Raw genomic sequence first — 19,027 nt, 5'->3', positions numbered from 1 at the left:
ATAAATAATCAATTCTATCTCGTCTTAAAAAGCATTGTAAAGAAAATTCTTTTTAAGCTCCAAATTACATAGAAATATTCTTATTTTAATTAATTATCAAAATTTTCTTTAACCACTTCTTTTTTAACTATTACTCTTTTAGCAACATCATAATAATGTTCGAATGATACATGATTTGCTGTCTCTGGTGAATTATCTAAATCATATGCCTTTTTAAACCCTTTCAGTTTAACTTTGATATTTTCATCAATTGCTCGAGTTTCTTTAAATTCACGTATTAAGTCTAAGATATCATGGGCTATATAAACAGTATCTTGGGCATTTATTATTACTTTAGAGTTTTCAGGAATATCATTAAGTGTACTTTTTATCGCAGCTTTATTCAAAAAAGAAACCTCCTGAGCTAAATCGATATGAATGATATCTCCATCCTCATATTCTTCCTTTTTAAAACTATAGGCTCTTTTTAGATTTCCTCTAAGAACAAAAATGATACTAATTATAATTCCCAGTGCGACACCTTTCAATAAATCCATAAATACAACGGCTAGTAAGGTCGCGATAAAAGGAATGAATTGATATTTTCCTTTTTCCCAAAAATGTTTAAAAGTTGCTGGTTTAGCTAATTTATACCCTACTAAAATTAAAATTGCGGCTAAAGTAGCCAGCGGGATTTTATTCAAGATAAACGGAACTACCAAAACACTAATCAATAATAAAAGACCATGAATCATTGCAGACATCTTAGACTTAGCGCCTGAACTCGCATTTGCTGAAGAGCGAACAATTACAGATGTTAATGGTAAACCTCCCAATAATGAACTTATAACATTACCAACTCCTTGTGCTTTCAACTCAATATTAGTGTTTGTATACCGTCTTTGCACATCCATTCTATCTGCAGCTTCAATACTTAAAAGTGTTTCAATAGAGGCTACAATAGCGATGGTCATAGCTACAATCCAAACCTGAGGGTTTAGAATACTCGAAAAATTTGGGGTAACAATTATTGATTTAAACTCATCCAAAGACGTTGGAACCGGTAAAGAAACTAAATGTTCTTTTGCAATAGCTAATGAACTCCCTGAAGTAATAAAAAGTTCATTCAAAACAACCCCCAATACTACCGCTACTAATGCTCCAGGAATTAATTTTATTTTTTTAAGAAAAGGGAGCTTATCCCATGAAATCAATATTATCAATGATATACTTGTAACCACGATTGAGCCTAATTGGATATGATCAAAAACCCCTAATAATGAAGAAAAAGTATTCGTCCCATCAGATTGTAAAAAGGATAAATCACCTTCAAAATCATTATCATAACCAAATGCATGAGGCAATTGTTTCATAACGATAATAATTCCAATTCCTGCTAACATTCCTTCAATAACATTTGTTGGGAAATAATTAGAAATACTTCCCGCCTTAACAAACCCTAATATCAATTGCAATAAACCCGCAATAAAAACGGCCAATAAAAAGACATCAAAAGCGCCTAAGTCACTGATTGCAGTTAAAACAATTGCAGTTAAACCAGCTGCAGGACCTGCGACACTTATGTGAGATGTACTTAAATATCCCACTACAATTCCGCCAATAACTCCAGCAATAATTCCTGAAAATAACGGCGCACCAGAAGCCATTGCAATTCCTAAACATAAGGGTAGAGCCACCAAAAAAACCACTAAACCAGATGCAAAATCAGATTTAAGGTTGGCAAAAAGATTAATTTTTTTTGTCATAATACTGTAATAAATTATACGTAAACCTCTTACATTGAAAAATGTAAACAGTTAATTTTTTTTTAAAATATAATCGGAAGTATTATGCCAAATCTGGCGGAGGGGAAAATATGCTAGCAGTAATATTATCGTGTTTAGACAAATTTTCTGAAAGTATAAGACTTGATTTATTGTTTTTACCTATTAAGAATCCTACTTGAATCTCTTCGTAGCGGGTAAAAACTTTGATTTCTTTTTGAGCGTGCTCTTCTTCTGAGAGACTAAAAAATCTTGAAGTATCGCATGACTTTTTTACCATCGTAACAATCGTAGGAGTTGTTAGAAAGACAATAAATAAGAATAAAAATATGCGAGCTATTAATTTCATTAGCACAAAAGTAAATTTTAACTTAGACAACCAAAAGGAACTCCAATAAAATTCATAAAAGTTTAACATTTAAAAAAAACAGCAGCTTCCTAATTTACTAGTATGCTGCTGTTTAATTTTCATAAAACGATCTCTTTTATTCTTCAAGCCAAGCTTGCATCATCCATAAGGTTTTTTCTTGTTCTACTATAAAATCGCTCATCATCGAGTTTGTCCCTTCATCATTTATTGCAGATGCCTTGTCAAGAATTTCTCTTTCCATTCTTAATAAATCAGATAATGAACTTACAATTAAATGAATTGCTTTTTCATCATTGGAAATATTCTTACCCACAGCTAATTTATTGTTTTTGATATAATCCTCAAAAGTATGTAGTGGTGTCCCACCAAGCGTAAGAACACGTTCAGCTATCATATCGACCTTTAATTGCGAATCGTTATAAAGCTCTTCAAACTTAACATGCAAATCAAAGAAACGTTTCCCTCTAATATTCCAATGAATCCCTCTCAGGTTTTGATAGTACACTTGATAGTTTGATAATAAAGTATTTAATTCCGTTACTATTAATTCTGACTCTTGAACTGGTAAACCTAAAATATTTGTTTTCATGTGATGTATTTTTAACAAATTTAACGAACAAAATAGGATTTTACACTATAAAGCAAATTGATTGTTTTTATATTTGCATCATAAAATACTATCCATGACTATTACTCAATTAAAATATGTCTTAGCGGTTGCGGAACATAAAAACTTCACTTTGGCAGCAGAAAAATGTTTTGTAACTCAACCAACATTGAGCATGCAAATACAAAAAATTGAAGAGGAATTAAACATTCTGATTTTTGACAGATCAAAAAAACCGATCCAACTGACCGATATTGGAGAAAAAATAGTCACTCAAGCCAAAAACATAGTCAACGAAGCTGGAAGAATACAAGATATTGTTGAACAACAAAAGGGATTCGTAGGCGGGGAATTTAGATTAGGGATAATCCCAACTATCATGCCTACTTTACTACCAATGTTTTTAAATAATTTTATCAAAAAATATCCAAAAGTAAAACTCATAATTGAGGAATTAAATACTGAGGAAATAATTACAAAACTAAACAACGGTCATCTTGATGCAGCAATAGCTGCTACTCCACTGATGGAGGAGAAAATTAAGGAAGTAGTTTTGTACTTTGAGCCCTTTGTTGCTTACATACCAGAAAGTCACCGCGATTTTCAAAAAGAAGAAATTGAAGTAGCCGACTTGAACTTAGACGAAATCCTCCTATTGCAAGACGGACACTGTTTCCGAGATGGAATACTGAATTTGTGTAAAAATAATCCTAAAAATGAGTTTAGTCATTTTCAAATAGAAAGCGGCAGCTTTGAAACTCTAATAAAACTAGCCGATGAAGGATTGGGCACTACGCTATTGCCTTATTTGCACACATTGGACTTAAAAGAAGCAGATAAGTTGAAATTAAGACACTTTAAAGAGCCTAAACCTGCTCGAGAGGTGAGTTTGATATTTCCGAAAAGCGAATTAAAAATCCAGATAATTGATGCGCTTAGAAGCACAATAGCAGGAGTAATAAAAGGTGCAATCGTTTTTCAAAATGTACAAATAGTTAGCCCAATCCAAAAAAAATAGACTTTAATATTGCTTTATTTATTCACAGATTAAAGAAATACATTTTTTTAACTCTGGTTTGCTGTCAGTATAAAACAGTAGCCAATTTTTTAAATGTTCCATTTCATATGGCAATAAGTTTCTTATTGCTTTTTTTAATTCTTTACTGAATAATTCAGGATTCAGGCTGACTCTCTCAAGAGAATCTTTGGTATGAAAATAAATTAATCTGGACATAACGCATTATTTAAAGAGTTATTGATCTAATTATACAATAAATATAATGACCCTGATTCCCTGTAATGCAAAAGCTGAGCCAAACTGAAATAAATATTAGTCCCGCGCGTTAAAATCAACTACGCTTTTCACTTATCGCATTCCTATAATTCATTGGTTTCACAAAACTTTCTCTTTAAAAACTCATTTATAGGCATAAAAAAGGAACCCACAAAAGGTTCCTTTTTATTATTCATTGATAATAGACAAACATTTTTTTAATTCTGGTTTTTCACTGGTATAGAACAAAAGCCATTTTCTTAAATGGTCAATTTCATAGGGTAATAAAATTTTAACTGCCTTTTTTAATTCCTTGATAAAAAGCTTTTGGTCAAAACTAACTCTTTCGAGTACCTCTTTTGTGTAATCATAAATCATTCTAGACATAACTAAACGGTTTAAGAAGGTTTCTTATTAAAATACAATATAAATTTAAAGATTTAAACTCTTAATTCCATAAAAAAAGCCTACTAAGTACAAAAAACACCGTCTAAAAACTCTTTTGTTGATTTATTTTATTAAAAATCTTACAAGCAATTTAGTCCTTTTAAAATTTTTAGAATAACATAAAAAAACAAAATAAAAAAGGAACCTTTTTAGGGGTTCCTTTTTCTATTTATTGATTTACAATTAGTAAACATTGTTGTAATTCTGGTTTTTCAATTATAAAAGTAGATAGCCATTCTCTTAATTGTTCCATTTCATAAGGTAATAATGATTTGATGGCTTTTTCTAACTCCTTACAAAAAAGTATCGGATCGAAACTTACTCTTTCTAGTATTGATTTTGTGTAATCAAACATGATTTTCGACATAATAAACTATAGTTTTTAGGTTAAATTATCATTCTTAATGTTCAGTAAAAATACATTTATTATAATTACAATCTATCAAATTAACGTATATTTTTGATTATTATTTCATCCCTGCTAACTATTTTTGATAAAACATAAAACACCAAAAACAATATCTATTGGGATTTACTCGCACGAAACATTTCTCTTTTCCCTGGAGGCCCTGCTAATTTTTCGACGGTAAATCCTACTTCAATCATGCTCCGTTTTACGACACCGCGAGCCGCATAAGTCACCAATACCCCCTTGTCTTTAAGGGACTCATACATTTTTTTAAAAATGGCAGTACTCCATAATTCGGGCTGGACTCTATAGCCAAAAGCATCAAAATAAATTAAATCATATCGATTCAAATCATCAATTTCTTCAAAAAACTGTTTCCTTTTTGTTAGAGTAAAGTCCTTACTCAATACCATTTTTTCTTCCCAATTGCACTGATGCATTTTTTCAAATTGACCTTTATCATCCGTAGCATTTAATTCTTCCACGTAGTTCATCGAAATCAACTCCTCAGCCGATATAGGATACGCTTCCACTCCAACATATTCAATGGACTGATTCATTTTTCGTCCTTCTAAAAAAGTAATAAATGCATTTAATCCAGTCCCAAATCCTATTTCTAAAATTGAAACTTCCCTGTTTTGAAAAAGGGAAAGACCATTCTTTATAAAAACATGTTGTGCTTCTTGTATAGCACCGTGTTTAGAATGGTAACACTCATCCCATTCCTTTATTTGTATCGTGGTCGAACCATCGAGCGTTTGTATAATTTCTCTTTCCAAAATACTATTTTTGATAATGATTACTATTTTATCCTTCCTCTGCACGCCAAAACTAATCAAAAACTAATATAGAAAGTTCAAAACACTCCAAATTATACAGATTTCATATAAATTACACTCCTTTTTTTAATATAATTAAATCACAATTAAAAGCTATATTTAATGATATTTTCACAAGGAATCTATTGATTTTTATTTAATTTTGCATCAATTAAAGTTCAATTTAAAATAAACTGAATTTTATAGGCTTTTACTTAATTCTCAAACAATAATAAAAATAAAACCAATATAGTATTATGAGCACAACTCACACCAACAAAATTGACATAATAAAAGCGCCAACTTCTAAAATAAATGAAGTTGATTTTGAAAACTTAAGCTTTGGCTCCGTATTTACAGACCATTTAATGGAATGTGATTATACAAATGGAGAATGGCAAAAACCAGTCATCAAGCCTTATGCCCCTTTTTTGTTAGATCCGTCAGCTCGAGTTTTTCATTATGGTCAAGCCATCTTTGAAGGTATGAAAGCTTACAAAGATGATGAAGATGCGGTTTGGCTTTTTAGACCTGATGAAAACTATAGACGTTTCAATAATTCTGCTGTAAGAATGGCTATGCCAGAAGTTCCAGAAGCTGTATTTATGGATGGTCTGAATCAATTGTTACAGTTAGACGAAGCCTGGATTAAAAAAGGAAAAGGAAACACTTTATATATACGCCCATTTATGATTGCTACCGGTAGAGGTGTAATTGCAAACCCATCGGATGACTATAAATTTATGATTATACTTTCTCCTGCTAAATCGTATTATTCAGGAGAAGTAAAAGTGTTGATTGCTGAGCATTTCAGTAGAGCCGCAAATGGCGGAATTGGAGCTGCAAAAGCTGCAGGTAACTATGCTGCTCAGTTTTACCCAACAAGCTTGGCTAATAAGGAAGGTTTCCAACAAGTAATTTGGACTGATGATGCTACTCATACTAAACTTGAAGAAGCAGGAACAATGAATGTGTTTTTTAGAATAAATGACACCTTATACACTGCGCCAACAAGTGAAAGAATTCTTGATGGTATCACTAGAAAGAGTCTGATTGAAATGGCCAAAAAAGATGGTATTGCTGTAGAAGTTCGTCCTGTTCTGGTTTCTGAATTAGTTGAAGCATCTAAAAATGGTACTTTAAAAGAAATTTTTGGTGCAGGTACTGCGGCTGTAGTTAATCCTATCATTGGATTCTCATATCAGGATGTATATTATGAATTGCCAAAAATTGAAAACTCTTATGCTTCTCAATTAAAAGAAGAATTAACAAACATGCAACACAAACTAGCTGAAGATACTTTTGGTTGGACAGTTAAAGTTTAGTTCTAATAATCCCAAATAAAAAGGTGATTTTCAAATTGAAAATCACCTTTTTTTATACTCCTATTTTTAATTTGCAAAAAGAAAATTGTTTGAGCAAAATCTATATTTTTCTTCAAGGAGTTAAAGATATTATAATTGAACAAACGATTTCAGAACACTATTTGAGTATTTTGGAGAAGTTAGGCTTAAAATAATTGGCCCCCTTAATTATCTTTCCGTCTTCACGAGAAATCGGATTTCCTTCTTCATCTAATTTACTCATATTGCTTCTTTGGATCTCGTCAAAAATCGCTTCTATTTTGTGCTGTAGTCCGTGTTCTATAATGGTTCCTAATAGAACGTACATCATATCACCTAAGGCATCGGCGATCTCGACTAAGTCATTGTTTTGAACTGCCTCAAGGTATTCTTCATTCTCTTCCTTCATCAAATGGTAGCGAAGCGTACTTTTACTTTCACCCAAGTCCGCTACTGGAGTTTCACTATATCCTATTTTAAATGCTATATGAAATTCCTTAACTGAATCTATTTGTTTTTGCATAATTAAATTATATTAAATGAAAAGACAAAGTAGCAACTATTTCTAAACAATTAGCTAAATTTGCTGAAAAATAATTCAAACTATGTTTAGTCAAGGACAATTAGGATTTGCAGGCTTTTTTTTCATTGTATTTGTTATCGCAATGATATATGCCTATCGAAAAGACCTGAAATTACACAACCTATTTTATAAAGGAAGTTATAAGATTCTGATCGCTTTCGTTCTTTTTATTGGGATATTATTTGTGATAAAAGTATTTTTTAAAAGGTAGTTTTTCTTTTTAAAATAAATAAAAGGCCACTGAAATTGGCCTTTTATTTGCACTTTAGTCTAAATATTCTTAGTTCTCAAGAGGTAAAAAAGAAAAGTTTTTTGAATAGTACAACATTTGTTCCACAAAGGAATTCGGTTGCTTCACCTCTATCGAAATGATTGTCCCTTTTGCATCTAATTTAGGAACTAATAAAGGGTTTACAAATCCACTATATGCCGCCGAAGAGAATTGTTTGTTGCGCTCTAAAACTTCAGCATGTAATTTTTGATCCACTTTTACACCATAATTTTCGACTAAAGCTTTACCCGATTCATAATCTCCTTCGGACTTGATACGTTGAACTTCACGTAACAATTCTCCAAATAAATCATGTAGTTTTTCATAATTGGTAATATTGAAATATGTTTTACCATTACGGTTTACTTTTTCAATTACATTGTCTTTTAATCCTTTTTCGAATGCCCAAGCGCTCACCCATTGACGGTTTCTCATATGGGCTTCTTCAATGTTAGCACCCAACTCTAAACGGAATAATTGAGTCATCAATCCATTTCGGATGTAGCTATCGTAAGACTCCATTCCTGTTTTCTTCCAATCATCTACTAGACCTAATTCTTGAATTTTAGGATTGTATAAGTAGTACAAACCTACTAAGTCAGCTCTTCCCTCTTCAAGAGTAGAAGCATAACTTTTCAAGGTTTCTTTTGGTGTTCCTACACCGGGATTAATTTGCCCTGAAGCATGACCTACAACTTCGTGCAGTGCCGTGTGTAATTTATCGCCTATCTCGCCATATTGTTCCGCTAAAGCAACTTCTTCTTCATCGTTTGCAAATTCCTGCAACTTCCCTTTTCCACCTGCCTTAGAATACGAATCGATAATATTTCCTAACGAAACTGACTTTGATCCATGACCGGCACGGATCCAATCTGCGTTTGGAAGGTTAACACCAATTGGAGTACTTGGTGAAGCATCACCCGATTCACCTGCAACAATTACAGTCTTATAAGAAACTCCCACTACATTCTTCTTTTTATGTTGTGGCATTAGCGGAGAATTGTCTTCAAACCATTGCGCATTGCCGGACACTACTTCCATTTTTTTAGACATGTCAAAGTCTTTAATCTGCACAATTCCCTCATAAGAACCTCTGTATCCTAAAGGATCATTATAGACTTCGATAAAACTATTGATATAATCAATATTGCCTTCAGTAGCTGCTAACCAAGCGATATTGTAATCATCCCAAGTCTTCAAACTTCCTGTTTTATAATAAGAGATTAGTAACCCTAAAGCATCTCCTTGATTCTTATTTTCTGCAACAGATTGGGCCTTCTCTAACCAATAAATGATTTTATCTATCGCTTTTCCATACATCCCATTGCTTTTCCACACTTTTTCTTCTAATTGTCCTTTTGAATTGCGAACTAATTTAGAATTTAAACCATAAGAATATGGTCTTTTAGCATCTGGACTTGTTTTTTTAGCATAAAAATCTTCTGCTTCTTTCAAGCTAATACCCTTCTCATAAAAATTGATAGCAGAACCAGCCAACAATCCTTTAGATTCATCCAAATTCACCTTTTTTGTATCGATGTCATTAAATAAAATTGCAGCAATACCTGGCTCTAATTTCGTTTTTGTCGCTTTCATCAAAATCGCGAGATAAGCTTCCGAAAAATCAGGCTGAATTTTCTCGTTTGAATAATGATGGTGAATCCCGTTTGAAAACCAAACCCTTTTTAGGTAAATTTCAAAATTCTTCCAATCTTCAGTAGTTTTATCGCCTTCGTAATTTTGGTATATATTCTCTAATGCTTTTCTGATTGTCAGGTTGTGCCTATAATTTTGATCCCACATGATATCGCGTCCAGAAGTTCCAGCTTGCGTAAGATAATAGACCAGCTTTTGCTCCTTAAGCGTTAGGTTTTCCCAGCCTGGAATTTGGTATCGTAGCACTTTTATGTCGGAAAATTGCTCGACAACGTATTCAAAAGCAACATTTTCTTTTTTAACTACGTCTGCTGCTTTTACCACTTGCGCATTACAAGTAGCAGAAACTGCAAGAGTCATGAAAATGCCTGTGATTCTAAGTAATTTCATTATTGTGTTTTTAAAGATTAATAAATCTATTATTCAGCAAATATACATATTCTGTAAACAAACAATAAAAAACATCGCCTACGGTCCTTCAAAAATAAAGAAAATGCAAAATACACATGCTAAAAAAATCTTTCGACATTCATTTGAGACCTTTTAAATTCCCATTATTTAATACAAATATTGAAGCTAAAACCATTTTTTAAAAAAATAAATGCCTTAAAAACTAGTTTGCCTATAATTTTTTTATGAATCGTCTTAGATATTGATAAAAATTCTAACTTTACCACCGAAAACAACCAATTTATTATGAGGATTTTAAAATACATATTTCTTTTATTATTGCTGAGTTTAGTGGCCCTTTCCATTTTTATGGCTACACAAAAAGGTGATTTTAATGTTGAGAGAAGTAAATTTATCAATTCAGCAAAACCAGCAGTATATAATTATGTAAATGACTATAAAAACTGGGAAGATTTTGGGAGTTGGACTACGGAAGATCCAGAAATAAAAATATCATATCCTCAAAAAACAATTGGCAAAGGGGCTTCCTATTCTTGGGACGGGAAAGATGGTGACGGTCAGATGCAAACCCTCTTTGTAAAAGAAAACGACAGTATTTCTCAAAAAATGAATTTTAACGGTACATCGGCTGATGTTTCCTGGAGATTCAAGGATACTATTGGAGGAACAAAAGTTAGTTGGAGATCAATTGGAAAAATGAGTTTTATGTTTAAAATCTATGCTGCTTTAAATGGTGGCGTGGATAAAGTTATAGGCACCATGTATGAAAAAAGTCTGTCTAATTTAGACAAGGCTCTTGATTATGAAATAAACACATTTACCATAAAATTAGATGGCGTGGTTAAAAAACCGCAAATCTTTTATTTGAGCCAGACTTTCACCTCTGAAATCGTAAAAATCAATAAAAACTTTAAAGTTGTAATCCCTAAAATCGAAGCTTTTTGCCAAGAAAACAATGTCCAAATTAACGGAAAGCCGTTCGTGATTTACCACACTTATGACCTAACTACCGGACTAGCAAAAATATCCATTTGCATTCCCATAAAAAGTGAAATATTCACCAGTTCTGGGAGCGATATCCTATCTGGAAAGCTAGAAGCATTTGAAGGCGTGAAGACCACTGTTGTTGGAGATATATCGCATACCAAAAAGGGGTATGACAAAACGGTAGAATATAGTGTTAAAAACCAACTTATAGTAAACCCTATATTTTCACATATTGAAATCTACATTACCTCTAGAACTGATATAAAAAACCCTTCAAAGTGGGTTACCGAAATTTATGTACCACTAATTCCAAAAGTTGTACCTGCAAAAGCGTACATCCCAGTAGTAACAAAAGCTACCGAGCCTTCTGCAGAACAACCGCTGCCAAGCGCAGCTGAACCGGCAAAAATTATTAAAACACCCCTAAAAACCAGCGAGCCTAAAAAACCAGTTGTACCCAAAGTTAAAGAAGAAGAACCATCTGAATTTTAATTATTATTTTTTTGATTAAACCAATTCGATAAATTCTATTCTAACTCCATAAATAATAGCTTTGCCAGAAGAAGAGGAATTTATTCAACAGTTATTGAATCCTAAAACGCAAAATGAGGCGTTTCAAAGACTCTTGTTAGCTTATCAAAAACCATTGTACAATCACATCCGTAACATCGTGTTAAATCATGACGATACTGACGATGTTTTGCAAAATACATTTATAAAAGTGTTTCAACATTTAAAAAAGTTCAAAGGGGAAAGCAAGCTTTTTTCATGGATCTACCGCATAGCCACAAACGAAGCAATTAGTTTTTTAAGTCAAAAAGCAAAAAAAAATGGGGTTTCATCAGAATCGTTGCAGAATAAAACGATAGACAATCTTAAATCCGATCCATATTTTGACGGGAATGAAGTTCAAATTAAATTACAAAAAGCAATTGCGGCCCTTCCTGAAAAACAACAATTAGTTTTCAAAATGAAATATTTTGAAGAACTGAAATATGAAGAAATATCAGATATTTTAGGAACTTCGGTAGGCGCACTAAAAGCTTCCTATCATCATGCAGTAAAAAAAATTGAAGCATTTGTCATGGCCGATTAAACCTTTTATCAATAATTAAGTCTAACCATTGTTATGAAAGCATTTAAATTAGAAAACAAACCGAAAATCGAATCTGGGTTTAAAACTCCGGAGCATTACTTTGAAAATTTTTCAGAAAAGTTAATGCAGACTTTGCCTGCAAATGAACCAAAGGTAATTTCTATTTTTCAGAGAAGAAAAAATGCATTTATGGCTGCAGCTGCCATATTAATTATTGCACTGATGGTTCCAATCTTATTCGACACTACTACTACTAAAGAATTAGACGAGGCTACCTTGGAAAACTACTTAAGTTATCAAACCAATATGACTCAGTTTGATTTGATAAACGCATTAGAGTCTGAAGATATTGACCATATAAACACTACGGTTGCCTTGGAGGACAAGACAATTGAAGACATGCTGGCTAGCGATCCTGACTTGGAGCAGCTCCTCAATGAATAATAAAAACACAAAGAAAATGAACATTAAAAAAATCCTACCGATACTTTTGCTACTTAGCTCTTTTAATTTTTACGCTCAAAGCGAAAGCATGAAAGACAAAAAGGAACAAATTAAAGCTTTAAAAGTGGCTTTTTTAACGACCGAACTAGACTTAACAACTAAGGAAGCCGAAAAATTCTGGCCTGTTTACAACACCTTCGATGATAAACAATTTGAAATAAGGCATCTAAAAATGAAAGCGTATAAGCAGAGAATGGGTGAGGCTGATTTAAATAGAATGACTGAAAGTCAAGCAGTCCTATTATTGACGCAAATGGAAAACACAGATGAGGAGTTATTTTTACTACGTAAAAATTACACTAAGAATCTAAGAAAGGTATTACCTGCGGTAAAAATCATTAAACTTCGAATTTCTGAAGAAGGTTTCAATAGAAAATTATTGCATCAATACAGAGACAGAGGAAACAGAAAATAACATCTTATTCTCTCCTTGTGAACTAATAAAATCCCAATCCAATAATGAAATTATTAGATTGGGATTTTATTTTATTTCAAAAATTTAATCCGAATCACTTTATTTTTCCCTGCAGCAATTGCAGTTTGCCTATCTACAAAACGAATAGTAAAGAGATTTGGATCACTAGCCAGCTGTTTCCATGAATTACCCCCATCACAAGAATAATGAATTCCGGATGCCCCTACACTAACAAGTGACTTTCCATTGCTATGAGGTATGTATTGAACACAAGAAGCGTATCCAAAACCTTGGTTCTCTGAAATAAGCTCCCAATTTTTCCCTCCATCATAGGTAACCGCCTTATTTCCGAAATTTTGATTTGGAGCCTCATAGTCTCCTCCTGCAATAAATCCTTTTTCCGAATCATAAAAATCAGCAGTAAAGATACCTGCCATCGCTTTGCCTTGAACTATCGGTGTATTGTAAACTCGCCAGCTCTTTCCTTTATCAGAGGAATGGAAAACCCTCGCTTTTTTACCTCCAGAAACAATCCAGGTATTATTTCCCTTTATTACAATATTAGTGTTACTTGCCGCAAAAGCTGCTTCGCCTTCAGCAATTTCAGGTAATTCATTTGCTGGTATTTTGTTCCATGTATTTCCTCCGTCTCTCGTGATGATAATAGAAAGAGAGCCCGCTATAGGGTCCCCCATTGCAATTCCCTCTTTGTTATTCCAAAACTGCATGCTATCATAAAACACCTTTTCATGGCTTTCCTGATATACTAATTTAGTTGTAAAATCTTTTTTAGAAACCTTATAAAGTAAAGCTGGATTAGCAACATTCAATATAAAAACAGCATGAGCCGTTTGTGCATTACTTCTGAATTCCAACTTTAAACTGTCCTTAAATATGTTTCTTTCAAATTTCAGTTTAGTTTTCAAATCATAAAAACCAAATCTTGAATTATTTGCAGAATACCAGATTTTATTCTCGTCAATTAATATCGCCCTGATACTGATATTATCCTGAAACAGCGTGTCAATTACAACTGTCTTATAAATAATCTTATCCTTACTTATTTTCTCATACAACGCTGTTTTACAAGAAATTAAAATAAGCACCGTTAACCCTACTATAATTTTTTTTTTCATCCTTATCCGTTTATTTAAAGCTAATTTACAACTAATTATAGGAATGACAAATCAACTCAAAATTTATTGGCACAGTAATTGGATATCCAAAATTGTTATATTTTAATACACTGATTATGAAAACTAAAATACTATTATTGAGTCTTATGACTTCCGTTTTTGCACTGCAAATGCAGGCGCAAAACAGAACTAGGGTAAATGCAATGAACGACGAAATTAGTGATAATTTAGACTTAAGAGCTGTTACCGATATTTTTGGGGATTCCAGAAATCTTCAAGATTTTGAAAGACGCTTGAACGATCCTGAACTTCAAATATCAAATTTGGATCTGAATTACGATAATGAAGTTGATTACTTGCGAGTTATCGAAACTGTTGATTATAACACTCACGTTATCATCATTCAGTCTGTACTTGATCGAGATGTATATCAGGACGTTGCTACAATCGAGGTAGAAAAAGACAGATACAATAGAGTTCACATACAAGTTGTAGGTAATGAATACATGTATGGTCCAAATTATATTTATGAACCTAATTATTATAGCACTCCAGTAATATATGCCTCATTATGGTCTAATAACTATCGTCCATATGTTTCAAACTGGTACTGGAACTTTTACCCATCTTATTATTATGCATGGAATCCTTTTCCTGTTTACAGATATAGAAACAACATCCAACTTAGCTTAAACATACACAACAACTATAATTATGTAACTTCAAGAAGAAGTAACCAAGCGGTTGTTTTATATAGCTCAAGACGTTCAAATGGATATGAAAAACGTCATCCTGATTATGCATTTTCAAGAAGAAACGCAACTGTTTCTAATCGTTATGAATTAGACCAAAGAAGAAACTCCAGAAGTGTTAACTCACGCAACGACAATGGTAATTCTAGAAATAGAACAAGCCCTTCAAGAGAACAAAGTGGAAGAGTTGGAAATCAAAGGGACTATTCGCAAAATAGAGCAGGTTCATCTAGACAAAGTGCACCTCAAAGAACTGAAACGCAGAGCGACAATTCGCAAAACAGAACTAGTCCTTCAAGAGAAACTGCGCCTCAAAGAACGCAAACACAGAGAGACAATTCACAAAACAGAACTAGTCCTTCAAGAGAGACTGCACCTCAAAGAACGCAAACGCAGAGAGACAATTCACAAAGCAGAACTAGTTCTTCAAGAGAAACTGTACCTCAAAGAATGCAAACGCAGAGAGAAAATTCACAAAACAGAGGAAACTCAGCTACACAAGCTGCGCCACAAAGAACGCAAACACAGAGAGACAATTCACAAAATAGGGCTAGTTCTGCTAGACAAGACGCACCACAAAGAGCTGAAAGTCAAAGAAGAAACTCTTCTTCTAACGAAGAAGGAAATAACTCATCAAGAGGAGGTAATAGAAGAACATAATCCCTTTTTTAACGAAACAGAAAACACGGTTTTAACGAACCGTGTTTTTTTATGTCTTATTTCGAGATAAACAGTTCTAATTTATTTTAAAAGAGTAAATTTGACGAGTTTTTTAAAGATAATTCATGAGCACAAGCACATCGCATAAAAACCTACATTCAAAATTAACGCTAGGTGGTTTATTAATTACGTTGGGAATAATTTACGGTGATATTGGAACCTCTCCATTATATGTAATGAAAGCCATACTTAGTAATAATATTATAAATGCAGATATTGTCCTAGGAGGTATTTCATGCGTTTTTTGGACTCTTACCTTACAAACCACCATCAAATATGTCCTCATAACCTTGAGTGCAGACAACCATGGTGAAGGCGGAATTTTTGCCTTATATGCGTTAGTCAAAAAAACAAAAATTAAATGGTTAATCGTCCCCGCCATTATTGGAGGAAGTGCCTTGCTTGCTGATGGTATCATAACCCCTCCTATATCCGTTTCATCGGCCGTGGAAGGAATTAAAACCTATTACCCACAAATAAATACCGTCCCCATTGTTATTGGAATCTTATTCGTATTGTTTACAATTCAACAATTTGGCACAAAACTAGTCGGTAAATTTTTCGCTCCCATGATGCTAATTTGGTTCAGCATGCTTGGAATCCTTGGATTAATCCAAATTACAAAGCATCCTGAAGTTTTTAAAGCTTTCAACCCATACTACGCCTACCACTTACTATCCATTCATCCTGACGGTTTTTTTGTACTTGGTTTTGTATTCCTCTGTACAACAGGTGCCGAAGCATTATATTCAGACATGGGGCATTGTGGCCGAAAAAACATTAGAATTAGCTGGATATTCGTAAAAACAACATTAGTACTTAATTATTTTGGGCAAGCGGCCTATTTGATACATCATGAAGGAGAAACGTTACAAACTTTAGGTGGTGTTAATGGCAATCCATTCTACCTTATAATGGCTGACTGGTTTCAACCTATAGGGATTGTAATCGCGACACTTGCTGCAGTAATAGCATCTCAAGCGCTTATTAGCGGTTCATTTACTTTAATAAATGAAGCCATGAGATTAAATTTCTGGCCAAAAGTAAAAATAAAATATCCTACGGAATTAAAAGGACAGCTGTATATCCCGTCGATCAACTGGTTGCTGTTTTTTGGATGTGTTGGAATTGTACTTCACTTTGAAGAGTCCAGTAATATGGAACATGCTTATGGGCTTGCAATCATATTATGTATGATAATGACAACAATCTTGCTTAACTTTTACTTAATAATGAAAAGAGTAAAATTATACTTTATCATACCATTGATCTCGATATATCTAGCAATTGAGTTAAGTTTCCTTGTCGCAAATATCACTAAGTTTTCTGAAGGAGGTTACGTAACCCTTATCATAGCTGTATTATTAATCTCTGTAATGACAACATGGTATCTCGCTAAAAAAATAAGTAAGACCTACACTAAAATTGTAAAAATTGAGGACTACAGAAAAGTACTAATGGAGTTAAGTGCTGATTTATCCATTCCAAAATATGCAACTCACTTAGTTTACATGACCAATGCAAATCGCGCTGATGAAATTGAAGAAAAGGTAATGTATTCTATATTGCAAAAAAGACCTAAAAGAGCTGATATATATTGGTTTGTCCATGTAAATATTTTAAGTGAACCTTATAAAACTGAGTATAAAGTAAGTGAAATAATCAAAGATGATTTATATCGTGTAGACTTCAATTTAGGTTTTAGAGAACCAACAAAAATAAATCTAATGTTCCGAGAAGTAATCAAAGACATGGTTAAAAAAGGTGAAGTCGATATTACAAGTCGATATGAATCATTAAATAAGAACAATATCATTGGCGACTTCAAGTTTGTTTTATCTGAGAAGTTTCTATCTAATGATAGTGATATGAGATGGCATGAGAAAATAATCATGAACTCTTATTTCTTCATTAAAAAATTAAGTCTGTCTGAAGAAAGTGCTTTTGGTTTAGACAGTAGTTCTGTAAAAATAGAAAAATTTCCAATGGTCCTTCATGCTCCTGAAAACATCGGGCTAACAAGGGTTAAATAAGGGATTTCAATTAATAAAATTCAAAAACACTGCCCTTATAAGCAGTGTTTTTTTTATGCTGAAAATTTAAAATCAACATTCATTATTAAAAATTTAACTTTCAATCAATTAATAGTACCTTTGCACCTCAATAATTAAAAATGAGATTACACAGAAATTTAGTTTATACCACTATTGATTCCCTAAATGCAATATTTAATGAAGGGGAATATGCTGATAAAGTGGTTGCAAGAGCCTTAAAGAAAGACAAACGTTGGGGAAGCTCTGACAGAAAGTTTGTTGCCGAAACCATCTACGAAGTAGTACGTTGGAAACGATTATATGCAGAAATTGCCGAAGTAAAAGAGCCATTTGACAGAGATAATCTTTGGAGAATGTTTTCAGTATGGGCTGTATTAAGAGGTTATCCTATTCCAGATTGGCGTCAACTGGAAGGAACTCCAGAAAGAAAAATAAAAGGTCGTTTTGACGAACTTTCAAAAGTAAGAGCCCTAAAAGAATCTATTCCAGATTGGATGGATGAAATGGGAGTAAAAGAATTGGGAGAAAAAGTATGGGCTACTGAAATAGCTGCTCAAAACCAACCTGCCAAAGTGGTTCTTAGAGTCAACACCCTCAAAACAACCAAAGAAAACTTAAGAGCCATATTGATGGACTTAAACATTGAAACAGACACTCTAAAAAACCAACCAGATGCGTTAGTTTTAAAAGAAAGAGCCAACGTTTTCATGACTGATGTTTTCAAACAAGGATTCTTTGAAGTTCAGGATGCTAATTCTCAACTTGTAGCCGCTTTCCTTGATGTAAAACCAGGAATGCGAATTGTTGATACTTGTGCTGGTGCTGGTGGAAAAACATTACACATTGCCGCTTTGATGGAAAACAAAGGACAATTGATTGCTATGGATTTATACGAAAGTAAACTGAAACAGTTAAAAATAAGAGCAAAAAGAGATGGTGCTTTTAATATAGAATACCGTATAATTGACACCACTAAGGTTATCAAGAAGCTACATCAAAAAGCAGATCGTGTTTTGATTGACGCTCCATGTAGTGGCCTTGGGGTTCTTAAAAGGAATCCAGATGCCAAATGGAAATTGAGACCAGAATTCATCGATAACATACGTAAGATTCAGTCGGAAGTTTTAGAAAGTTATTCTAAAATCGTAAAACCGGGAGGAAAACTGGTTTATGCAACTTGTTCTGTATTACCATCTGAAAATCAGGAGCAAGTAGAGCGTTTTTTGACAACAGATATTGGAAAAGAATTTACTTTTATAAAAGACCAAAAAATTCTTGCTTCAGAATCTGGTTTTGATGGGTTTTACATGGCACTTTTAGAAAGAAAAGAAGAAGTAGCAAAACCACCAAAAGAAATAAAAGAAGCTAAAGCATAACAGCATAAGCTAATAAATAACAAAAAAACACCTTCG

At 33.1% G+C, this 19,027-nt stretch carries 19 protein-coding genes; 9 read left to right on the top strand and 10 right to left on the bottom strand.

Features of this window, described 5'->3' with window-relative positions; all coding sequences use genetic code 11:
- Window positions 1–89: 89 nt before the first annotated feature.
- The 3 genes from HJ01_RS13000 to HJ01_RS12990 form a co-directional block, all read right to left on the bottom strand.
- Complete coding sequence (locus tag HJ01_RS13000; protein WP_007138916.1) at window positions 90–1,745, bottom strand: SulP family inorganic anion transporter; 1,656 nt, start codon at window positions 1,743–1,745, stop codon at window positions 90–92.
- Window positions 1,746–1,827: 82 nt separating this feature from the next.
- Window positions 1,828–2,112, bottom strand: a complete 285-nt coding sequence (locus HJ01_RS12995) for a hypothetical protein (RefSeq protein ID WP_040473983.1) — start codon at window positions 2,110–2,112, stop codon at window positions 1,828–1,830.
- A gap of 136 nt (window positions 2,113–2,248) precedes the next feature.
- A complete protein-coding gene (locus HJ01_RS12990) occupies window positions 2,249–2,722 on the bottom strand; it encodes a Dps family protein (RefSeq protein ID WP_007138914.1) in 474 nt (157 codons plus the stop codon).
- Between the two features lie 94 nt (window positions 2,723–2,816).
- Between HJ01_RS12990 and HJ01_RS12985 the strand changes: the two genes are divergently transcribed.
- Complete coding sequence (locus HJ01_RS12985; RefSeq protein WP_007138913.1) at window positions 2,817–3,758, top strand: LysR substrate-binding domain-containing protein; 942 nt, start codon at window positions 2,817–2,819, stop codon at window positions 3,756–3,758.
- An 18-nt stretch (window positions 3,759–3,776) separates the two neighbouring features.
- On the opposite strand, the gene HJ01_RS12980 is transcribed toward HJ01_RS12985, so the two are convergent.
- The 4 genes from HJ01_RS12980 to mnmD all read right to left on the bottom strand — a co-directional run bounded on the left by HJ01_RS12980 (window position 3,777) and on the right by mnmD (window position 5,648).
- Entirely contained in the window at window positions 3,777–3,974 is a 198-nt protein-coding gene (locus tag HJ01_RS12980) for a hypothetical protein (RefSeq protein ID WP_007138912.1), read from the bottom strand.
- Window positions 3,975–4,202: 228 nt separating this feature from the next.
- Window positions 4,203–4,400: a hypothetical protein gene (locus HJ01_RS12975; RefSeq protein ID WP_007138911.1), complete on the bottom strand. Its 198-nt coding sequence runs from the start codon at window positions 4,398–4,400 to the stop codon at window positions 4,203–4,205.
- A 229-nt stretch (window positions 4,401–4,629) separates the two neighbouring features.
- Window positions 4,630–4,827, bottom strand: a complete 198-nt coding sequence (locus HJ01_RS12970) for a hypothetical protein (protein WP_040473958.1) — start codon at window positions 4,825–4,827, stop codon at window positions 4,630–4,632.
- A gap of 155 nt (window positions 4,828–4,982) precedes the next feature.
- Entirely contained in the window at window positions 4,983–5,648 is a 666-nt protein-coding gene (gene mnmD, locus HJ01_RS12965; RefSeq protein WP_007138909.1) for a tRNA (5-methylaminomethyl-2-thiouridine)(34)-methyltransferase MnmD, read from the bottom strand.
- A 296-nt stretch (window positions 5,649–5,944) separates the two neighbouring features.
- On the opposite strand from mnmD, the gene HJ01_RS12960 reads away from it, so the two are divergent.
- Complete coding sequence (locus HJ01_RS12960) at window positions 5,945–7,012, top strand: branched-chain amino acid aminotransferase (protein WP_007138908.1); 1,068 nt, start codon at window positions 5,945–5,947, stop codon at window positions 7,010–7,012.
- Window positions 7,013–7,169: 157 nt separating this feature from the next.
- Here the strand turns inward: HJ01_RS12960 and HJ01_RS12955 are convergent, their stop codons facing one another.
- Together HJ01_RS12955 and HJ01_RS12945 are read right to left on the bottom strand one after the other, a co-directional pair.
- Window positions 7,170–7,553, bottom strand: a complete 384-nt coding sequence (locus tag HJ01_RS12955) for a nucleoside triphosphate pyrophosphohydrolase family protein (RefSeq protein ID WP_007138906.1) — start codon at window positions 7,551–7,553, stop codon at window positions 7,170–7,172.
- A gap of 340 nt (window positions 7,554–7,893) precedes the next feature.
- On the bottom strand, window positions 7,894–9,930 hold the full coding sequence (locus tag HJ01_RS12945; protein WP_007138903.1) for a dipeptidyl-peptidase 3 family protein: 2,037 nt from the start codon (window positions 9,928–9,930) through the stop codon (window positions 7,894–7,896).
- Window positions 9,931–10,236: 306 nt separating this feature from the next.
- Between HJ01_RS12945 and HJ01_RS12940 the strand changes: the two genes are divergently transcribed.
- From HJ01_RS12940 to HJ01_RS12925, 4 genes are all read left to right on the top strand, one after another.
- Entirely contained in the window at window positions 10,237–11,430 is a 1,194-nt protein-coding gene (locus tag HJ01_RS12940; protein WP_007138902.1) for an SRPBCC family protein, read from the top strand.
- 61 nt (window positions 11,431–11,491) lie between these two features.
- On the top strand, window positions 11,492–12,034 hold the full coding sequence (locus tag HJ01_RS12935) for an RNA polymerase sigma factor (protein WP_007138900.1): 543 nt from the start codon (window positions 11,492–11,494) through the stop codon (window positions 12,032–12,034).
- Between the two features lie 33 nt (window positions 12,035–12,067).
- A complete protein-coding gene (locus HJ01_RS12930; protein WP_007138899.1) occupies window positions 12,068–12,478 on the top strand; it encodes a hypothetical protein in 411 nt (136 codons plus the stop codon).
- 16 nt (window positions 12,479–12,494) lie between these two features.
- Window positions 12,495–12,953, top strand: a complete 459-nt coding sequence (locus HJ01_RS12925) for a hypothetical protein (protein ID WP_040473982.1) — start codon at window positions 12,495–12,497, stop codon at window positions 12,951–12,953.
- Between the two features lie 71 nt (window positions 12,954–13,024).
- Here HJ01_RS12925 and HJ01_RS12920 read toward each other — a convergent pair whose 3' ends face one another.
- Entirely contained in the window at window positions 13,025–14,089 is a 1,065-nt protein-coding gene (locus HJ01_RS12920; protein WP_007138897.1) for a WD40/YVTN/BNR-like repeat-containing protein, read from the bottom strand.
- Window positions 14,090–14,205: 116 nt separating this feature from the next.
- Here HJ01_RS12920 and HJ01_RS12915 point away from each other — a divergent pair, with 116 nt between their 5' ends.
- The 3 genes from HJ01_RS12915 to HJ01_RS12905 all read left to right on the top strand — a co-directional run bounded on the left by HJ01_RS12915 (window position 14,206) and on the right by HJ01_RS12905 (window position 18,991).
- Window positions 14,206–15,501, top strand: coding sequence for a hypothetical protein (locus HJ01_RS12915; protein WP_007138896.1), 1,296 nt, complete (start codon window positions 14,206–14,208; stop codon window positions 15,499–15,501).
- Between the two features lie 125 nt (window positions 15,502–15,626).
- Window positions 15,627–17,594 (top strand): KUP/HAK/KT family potassium transporter, encoded by a 1,968-nt coding sequence (locus HJ01_RS12910; RefSeq protein ID WP_007138895.1) that lies wholly within the window; start codon window positions 15,627–15,629, stop codon window positions 17,592–17,594.
- A gap of 140 nt (window positions 17,595–17,734) precedes the next feature.
- Window positions 17,735–18,991, top strand: coding sequence for an RsmB/NOP family class I SAM-dependent RNA methyltransferase (locus HJ01_RS12905; RefSeq protein WP_007138894.1), 1,257 nt, complete (start codon window positions 17,735–17,737; stop codon window positions 18,989–18,991).
- Window positions 18,992–19,027 lie beyond the last annotated feature (36 nt).

The sequence above is a fragment of the Flavobacterium frigoris PS1 genome (assembly GCF_000252125.1).
Lineage (GTDB): Bacteria > Bacteroidota > Bacteroidia > Flavobacteriales > Flavobacteriaceae > Flavobacterium > Flavobacterium frigoris_A.
This window is presented reverse-complemented; position numbering and strand designations above follow the sequence as displayed.